This window comes from Anaerococcus provencensis (genome assembly GCF_000312365.2).
In the GTDB taxonomy this organism is placed as follows: Bacteria; Bacillota; Clostridia; order Tissierellales; family Peptoniphilaceae; genus Anaerococcus; species Anaerococcus provencensis.
In genome coordinates this window covers 408245-414705 of the sequence record NZ_HG003685.1, presented here as the reverse complement: position 1 = coordinate 414705, position 6461 = coordinate 408245, and the positions used below count along the sequence as shown (strand labels likewise).

Here is a 6461-nt window from a genome sequence, read left to right as displayed (position 1 = left end):
ATATGATATTTACATCTCCATTTTGTATGTGATAAACTATTGTTGTCCAATTTATTCTCCTTGTTTTTATTGTGCATGTGGTTATCACAATTATATTACAAGTGAGAATTTTTTGGTCTTGAAGCTAAAGCTTAATTCCTCCACCTGCAGAGCAGGTGGTTTTTTGTTTCGCTCACATTCGTTCGCTCAACTCACTTAAGTGAACAATAAAACCGCCAGGAAGGCGGCCCATTCTATCTTTCTTTTATTTTTTCTTTTATCTCAGAGATATCATAGCCCTTATCTTCCAAGTCACGGATTAGATTTGGAAAGGCCTTTAGTATTCTTCTCTCACTCTTCTTTTCAAAAATCGCTTTAAATTCGGCACTTCTTTGGTCGAACTCTTTGCGTTTTTCGCTTGTTAACTCTGCTGTTTCTATGCCCCTATCAGCAATTTTCTCGCCAATTTCGCTTGTAAGCTCTCCAAGTTTTTCTGATGATCTTTCGATCTGTTTGAATTTCTTGTTGATTCCTATAATTGTATTGAAGCTTGCTGTAGTATCTATAGCAAAAAGAATAGCAACTATAATATTTATAGTAAGTGTTAGCTTGTAAGGCATAGCAAAGACCATAGATCTAATCATTGGGTGGATGGCTTCGTAGAGGATAAAGCAAAGGGCACCCCATAGTAAGGAATACTCCGCACAAATATGTCCACCAATGTTAAATTTCTTGTCCGAATAGTCCCACCATTTCTTATGAAATATCTTCTCTAAGATAAATCCCGTTATTAATTCTATAATTGATGCAATTACTATAGATGCGAGGAGCAGAAAAATCTTGCTATCGGTTTCGACCTTATTTAAGAGCAAAATTATAGAAACTGCAGCAAAGCCATAGATTGGGCACCAAGGACCATTCAAAACTCCGCAGTTGATGTATTTGCCAGCCCTAATTCCATTGTAGGAAACTTCCAAGATCCATCCTACTATGGCATAGATGAAAAAATATATAATATAAACTTTAGTCATATGACCACCTCAAAATCATTTGTGCTTCTTCTTTTTGATGATATCAATCCTATTCCATTTCTCTTCCAAATCCTCTGATAGGTTAGGGAAAGCACGCAGGATTCTCTTTTCTCCAAATTTGTCAAAAAACTCTTTAAATTCAGCACTTCTTTGGTCAAATTCTTTGCCTATCTTAGAATTTTCAAGTTCCTTTTTCCTGTCTAAGGCTTCAAAGGTCCTATCAGCAACTTTTTGACCAATTTCATCTGACATTTTTCTGATATCTTTGGATTGGTCTTCTATCATCTTGAACTTCTCACTTAAGCCCATCAAGGTTATAACTGTAGCTATCAAGTCAACTACAAAGATCAATCCCATTATTACATTTATAGGTATTATTATCTTTATTAGCATAAGATGTAGGGCTTTTCTAAGCATTGGATGGATGGCTTCATAGAGGATATAGCAAACTGCTCCCCAGATTAGGGAAAACTCAGCACATATATAACCACCAAGGTTAAACTTATTAGACCTGTAGTCCCACCATCTCTTATGGAAGATTTTTTCCAAGATATAGCCTGTGATTAATTCTAAGGCACTAGCTACAAGCGCCGACATAAAAAATATGTACAACTTGTTAGAATTGCCCAAATCCCCCAATATTAAAACAACAGCCAAAGCTCCAAATCCATATATAGGGCAATATGGACCGTTTAGAAATCCCCTATTAATAAATTTGCCCTGACTAATTACATGAAAAGAAACTTCCAAGATCCATCCAATGATTGCATAAATAAAAAAATAACTTATGTAATATTGCATAATTTTTCCTTATAAAAATAAGCTCCCAAGAAAAATATCTCAGAAGCTCATTTACAAAACTTATTTTATACCTTCAACAACTTTCACTGCTTCCTCTTTTTCGAGAGTAGATCTGGTGTAAATTTCGTTTTGGCCATCTTTAATAAAGATGTAGTTAAATGATCCATCATCCCAGTATTTGCCAGTGTTTTCACCAATGGTGATATCTTCTGCATCTTCTGGAACACTTACAAGTCCTGCCATTCTCTCTTCGTTATTTGAGATTTGAACAGTAATCTTTTGGGCTGGATTTTTTGGAGCACCGTATTCTACAGTACGCAAATCATTTTTTTCATCTTTGAAGTTTTCGCCAAAACCTTCTGGTAGGTATGAAAATTCTAGGTCATAGATACCTTTTTCGCCTGAATCCTTATTGTCAATCTCATTTGCTGGATCCGGCTCTACAGCTAGGTCTCCATCTTCCTTAGCTTCTTTTACTTCTTCACTTGCCTCTTGAGCTGGTTTTTCTTCATTTGCCTTGTTGCCACAAGCAGCTAGTGGTGTTGCTAAAGCCAAAATCAATGCTAGCTTTAAATATCTCTTATTCTTCATTTTATCTCCTTAAAATATTACAGTGTTAATTATACTACAATACTTAAGAAAATTAAAAATTATTTGTTATTATTCTTCTCAATCTTTTTTAGATGTGCCTTTGCTTTATCCAGGAACTCTTCCATAACCTTTATCCTTGCATAAGGCTTGTCGTTGCCCTCGATAACTATCCAAGGTGCAAAGTCAAAATCAGTGCGGTAGAGCATCTCATCCATAGCTTCAATGTATTGGCCCCACTTATTGCGATTGCGCCAATCTTCATCTGTTATCTTATAATTTTTGTCTGGATTATTAACCCTATCCATGAATCTTTGGTATTGTTCATCCTTATCTATAACCACAAAAAATTTCATTACCAAAGTTCCGTGATTAGAAATCTCTTTTTCGAATTCCTTGATTTCATCGTAGGACCTTGACCATTGTCTGGTAGTAGCAAATCCTTCCACTCTTTCTACCATAACTCTGCCATACCAAGACCTAGAGAAAATTCCCACATAGCCATCTTCAGGAAGTTTATCATAAAATCTCCACAAATAATGGTGGTCAAGCTCTTCCTTGCTTGGAGCTGAGATTGCATGGACTGTGTATAGTCTTGGGTCAACCTTTTTTACAAGTCTTTCTATAGCCCCATCTTTACCTGCTGCATCCACCCCTTCAAAGACAAGAACTGTGGATATTCCCGCTTCATAAAGCTCAAATATCACATCTCTAACTTCTTTTTGGAGCTTATCCTTTTTCTCTTTGTATTCTTCTTTGGATATGCTCTTATCTAGGTCCAATTTTTCAATAATCGAGTTTTGATCTTCGATAAATCTTTCAGTATTTTTATTGTCCATTTTTTGTGTGGATACTCGCTCTATACCAATAGTTAGCATCTCAAGCATTTGGTAGAGCATAATTTTTGAAGCTTTTTTCAAGTCATCGCTATCAATTATAGTCCAAGGACTAAAGTCAAAGTTTGTCTTCTCCAATACATTTTCAAAGTGTTTTTTATATTTTTTATAATTTTTATTCTGCTCAATATCAGACTTAGTTAGATAGAAACTCTTTTGCTTGCTATCCTTCATTTGATCTATTCGATTTTTTTGCTCTTTTTCGCTCACATTTAAGAAAAACTTGATAATGATAGTCTCATCATCGTAGAGCATTCTTTCTATTTTTTCTAAGGATTGGATTTGCTTTTCCAAGTCCTTTTCGCTAATTTTTATATCGTCAAATAGCTTATAGTAAAATGACCTATCAAATATTTTAACATGACCTTTTTTCGGAGTATTAGTGAAAAATCTCTTTGCAAAAGGAAACTTTTTGTCGTATTCTTCGTCTTTTTCAAAAACTTCTACATCAAAATACTTAGGGTTCAATTCCTCACTTAGGTCATTGATTACATGACCCTTACCTGCAGATTCAAAACCATCTACCATGACTAAGACAGGAATCTCCAAGTTTTCACAAATTCTCATCAGCCTTGCAAGGCGCTTTTGCAAATCTGACTTACTAATATCATCGTATTCATATGTTTTACTTAAATCCATAGCACTCTCCTTATAGTCACTAATACCCTTTTTTATATGATATCAGCCATTTGTGATAGATTTGTAATTTTGATTGTCTTGTCTTTGATCTCTATCAAGCCATCATCGACCATATTTGAAAGTTCACGAGACAAAGATGGTCTTGTAGTGGCTAGTATATCTGCCCACTCTTCCCTCGATAAATCTATTTTTACCATAGAATTTTCTTGATTTAACAATAAGTACTTGCTTATTTTTTGGCGGAGACTGGCCTGGGAAGTGATTTGGTTTGTCCTTGATAGTTCTAGGCATTTTCTTGAAAGCATATCTATATATGACTTCAAAAATTCTTTTGACCCAAAGGAGAAAATAGATTCAAAATCGTGGATTATAAGTATTTTGCTAGCTACTTCTGCTTGGGCAGAAAAGTCAAAGCCTTCTTTTAGATATGAGTAGACTTCCCCAAAAACTCCTGGCTTTTGAATCTTTTTTATGATAAATCTCTTGCCATTAGGATCAATTTTATAAACCAAAATACTACCTTCTATAAGATAATAGGCATCTCCTGTAACATCCCCAACTCTAAAGATGTGGTCTTCTTTTTGGTATGTCTTTTCTTCTATGATATTTTTTTCTTCTATTAACTTTATATCCTGGTCATTTAAATTTTTAAACATCGAAATTTGTCTTAAATCCATAATTCACCTCATCTTTATTATAAAAAATAGATGATATTTTTACAAATTATACTTACAACAAATGCCAAGGGAAATAGTTATTTGTTTTTGGTAATTTTATGCAAATATATGCAATATATACTTGAAATTCTATTATCAATCTTATATACTATCTTTATAGATGTTTTTGTCTTAAAATTTTTTATTACATTAGTTATATTTTATATAATATATTGAATATAGCTTTAGTATAGGAAAGGGTTAAGTGATAATTATGGAAGCAACATTAAAAGATAAAACTACTAAGCTAGCTTTTTCTAAATCTATTGATATAGCACTAAAAAAGATAAAAAAAGATCCAGTAAGTGGTATGGAAGATATCACTGCTATAATGGATAAGTATATAATGCCAAAAGACGCTGAAGAAAATAGTGCCAAGCACGCTCTTGACAGAATCAGAGGAGAGTTTGCTGACCCATCATCAAAATGGGCTTCATTTGCAGAAGATATAGTAAATGACATTGACGACAATGTCCTAAAACAATTTATAATGACAGTAGCCTACAATGCTGTTTATAAGGGTAATTCCAAGAGAAACCAATTACAAAAAGAATACAATTGCAATATTCCTTGGACAATACTATTTGACCCAACCTCAGCTTGTAACCTAGCTTGTACAGGTTGTTGGGCTGCAGAATACGGCCACAAAAACAATCTTTCTTATGAAGAAATGCAAAGCATCGTAAGGCAAGGCAATGAAATGGGCTGTTATTTCTTCTTACTAACAGGTGGAGAACCTCTAGTAAGAAAAAAAGATATTATAAAATTGGCCAATGAATTTAACGATTCTGCCTTTCACATCTTTACAAACGGCACACTAATTGACGACGAATTCTGCGAAGAAGTTGCAAAGGTTGGCAATATTTCCTTTGCCCTATCCGTAGAAGGAACAGAAGAATCTACTGACTTTAGAAGAGGAGATGGAGTTTATAGCAAGGTTATTAATGCTATGGAAACTCTAAAAAAACACAAACTTCTCTACGGAGTTTCTGTTTGCTATACATCTAAGAACTACTTACAAGTTACTTCAGATGAATTTATATCAAATATGATAGATCATGGCTGTAAATTAGCTTGGTTTTTCCACTATATGCCTGTTGGCAATGATGCAGATGTGTCACTTTTACCAACACCAGATCAAAGAAAATATATTTTAAAGAGAATAAGAGAGATAAGATCTGGATCTAGTCCTCACAAGATATACGCCATAGATTTCCAAAACGATGGTGAATTTATAAACGGTTGTATAGCCGGTGGCAAAAACTACCTACACATCAATTCCCAAGGTGATATGGAACCTTGCGTATTTATCCACTATTCAGACTCAAATATTAGAGATAATACCATCCTAGAAGCTTTGCAAGCTCCACTATTCATGGCCTACCATGACAATCAACCATTTAATGACAATATGTTTAAGCCATGTCCAATGCTTGAAAATGCAGGAAAACTTACAAAAATGGTCAATGAGACACATGCACACTCTACTGATTTGATATCTCCAGAAGACCCAAAAGATCTAGAAGGTAAATGTGCACCATATGCAAAAGAATGGAACAAGACAGCAGATGATATGTGGGAAATAAGAAAAGAAGAAAGAAAAATAAAAAATTAAGATAAAAAATGAGACTGTGTAAAATTTTGTGTATAGAAACCTCCTGATTAGGGTAAAATCAACTAATCAGGAGGATTTTTTATGCCAAGAAAAAGGCCCGAATCAAGAGGAAGTAAGATAGCAAAAATGTTAATCGAAGAATACAAGCCTCAAAGCGCTCAAGACATTCAAGAAGTGTTAAAAGAACTTAGGAGAC

6 protein-coding genes are annotated in these 6461 nt (G+C 34.2%); 1 reads left to right on the top strand and 5 read right to left on the bottom strand.

Annotation, left to right across the window (positions count from 1 at the left end; genetic code table 11):
* Positions 1-233: 233 nt before the first annotated feature.
* Genes BN38_RS02200 through BN38_RS02180 form a run of 5 tightly spaced genes read right to left on the bottom strand, consistent with a single transcriptional unit; the run spans position 234 to position 4611 of the window.
* Entirely contained in the window at positions 234-1010 is a 777-nt protein-coding gene (locus tag BN38_RS02200) for a putative ABC transporter permease (protein WP_044565280.1), read from the bottom strand.
* A gap of 15 nt (positions 1011-1025) precedes the next feature.
* Positions 1026-1811 carry a putative ABC transporter permease gene (locus BN38_RS02195; protein WP_044565278.1) on the bottom strand — a complete coding sequence of 262 codons (786 nt, stop codon included), beginning with the start codon at positions 1809-1811 and terminating at the stop codon, positions 1026-1028.
* Positions 1812-1871: 60 nt separating this feature from the next.
* Positions 1872-2402: a DUF4367 domain-containing protein gene (locus BN38_RS02190; protein WP_044565277.1), complete on the bottom strand. Its 531-nt coding sequence runs from the start codon at positions 2400-2402 to the stop codon at positions 1872-1874.
* Positions 2403-2461: 59 nt separating this feature from the next.
* Positions 2462-3934, bottom strand: a complete 1473-nt coding sequence (locus BN38_RS02185) for a hypothetical protein (protein WP_044565276.1) — start codon at positions 3932-3934, stop codon at positions 2462-2464.
* Positions 3935-3966: 32 nt separating this feature from the next.
* Positions 3967-4611, bottom strand: coding sequence for a Crp/Fnr family transcriptional regulator (locus BN38_RS02180; protein WP_044565275.1), 645 nt, complete (start codon positions 4609-4611; stop codon positions 3967-3969).
* Between the two features lie 253 nt (positions 4612-4864).
* On the opposite strand from BN38_RS02180, the gene BN38_RS02175 reads away from it, so the two are divergent.
* On the top strand, positions 4865-6265 hold the full coding sequence (locus BN38_RS02175; RefSeq protein WP_044565273.1) for a radical SAM protein: 1401 nt from the start codon (positions 4865-4867) through the stop codon (positions 6263-6265).
* Positions 6266-6461 lie beyond the last annotated feature (196 nt).

What these genes read in the sequence shown, in the direction of transcription:
- BN38_RS02180 (WP_044565275.1), bottom strand. Translation starts at nt 4,611, where the DNA reads ATGGATTTAAGACAAATTTCGATGTTTAAAAATTTAAATGACCAGGAT.
- BN38_RS02200 (WP_044565280.1), bottom strand. Translation starts at nt 1,010, where the DNA reads ATGACTAAAGTTTATATTATATATTTTTTCATCTATGCCATAGTAGGA.
- BN38_RS02175 (WP_044565273.1), top strand. Translation starts at nt 4,865, where the DNA reads ATGGAAGCAACATTAAAAGATAAAACTACTAAGCTAGCTTTTTCTAAA.
- BN38_RS02185 (WP_044565276.1), bottom strand. Translation starts at nt 3,934, where the DNA reads ATGGATTTAAGTAAAACATATGAATACGATGATATTAGTAAGTCAGAT.
- BN38_RS02190 (WP_044565277.1), bottom strand. Translation starts at nt 2,402, where the DNA reads ATGAAGAATAAGAGATATTTAAAGCTAGCATTGATTTTGGCTTTAGCA.
- BN38_RS02195 (WP_044565278.1), bottom strand. Translation starts at nt 1,811, where the DNA reads ATGCAATATTACATAAGTTATTTTTTTATTTATGCAATCATTGGATGG.